Source organism: Asticcacaulis sp. YBE204, from assembly GCF_000495855.1.
Taxonomy (GTDB): Bacteria; Pseudomonadota; Alphaproteobacteria; order Caulobacterales; family Caulobacteraceae; genus Asticcacaulis.
Window position 1 is genome coordinate 1 of sequence record NZ_AWGF01000056.1, and the last position, 235, is coordinate 235.

A 235-nucleotide genomic window follows, 5' to 3' on the forward strand; every position below is an offset into this window, starting at 1 on the left:
GAATAGCGGTGCGATTTATGTGCCACTGGTGAAAGGGAAATCAACCCGCAAGGGCAAGGGCTGGCCTACTGCAGTGAGCTACGGCTATTTGATGCCGGGTGAGAATATGCATGCTCACCCTATTATTCAGGCCATTGGCGACGGTGTGGAAAACGTTTGGCAGTTTAACACCCAAACAGGCGGCATCATTAGTGGGAAAATGGGCGAGTTCGCCAGTCAGGCATGGGTTAACAAT

The 235-nt window shown here is 51.5% G+C and carries 1 protein-coding gene; it reads left to right on the top strand.

Going from position 1 to position 235, the window contains the following annotated elements:
* On the top strand, positions 1-235 hold a 235-nt coding region (locus AEYBE204_RS40620), incomplete at both ends, for a hypothetical protein (protein WP_031231736.1).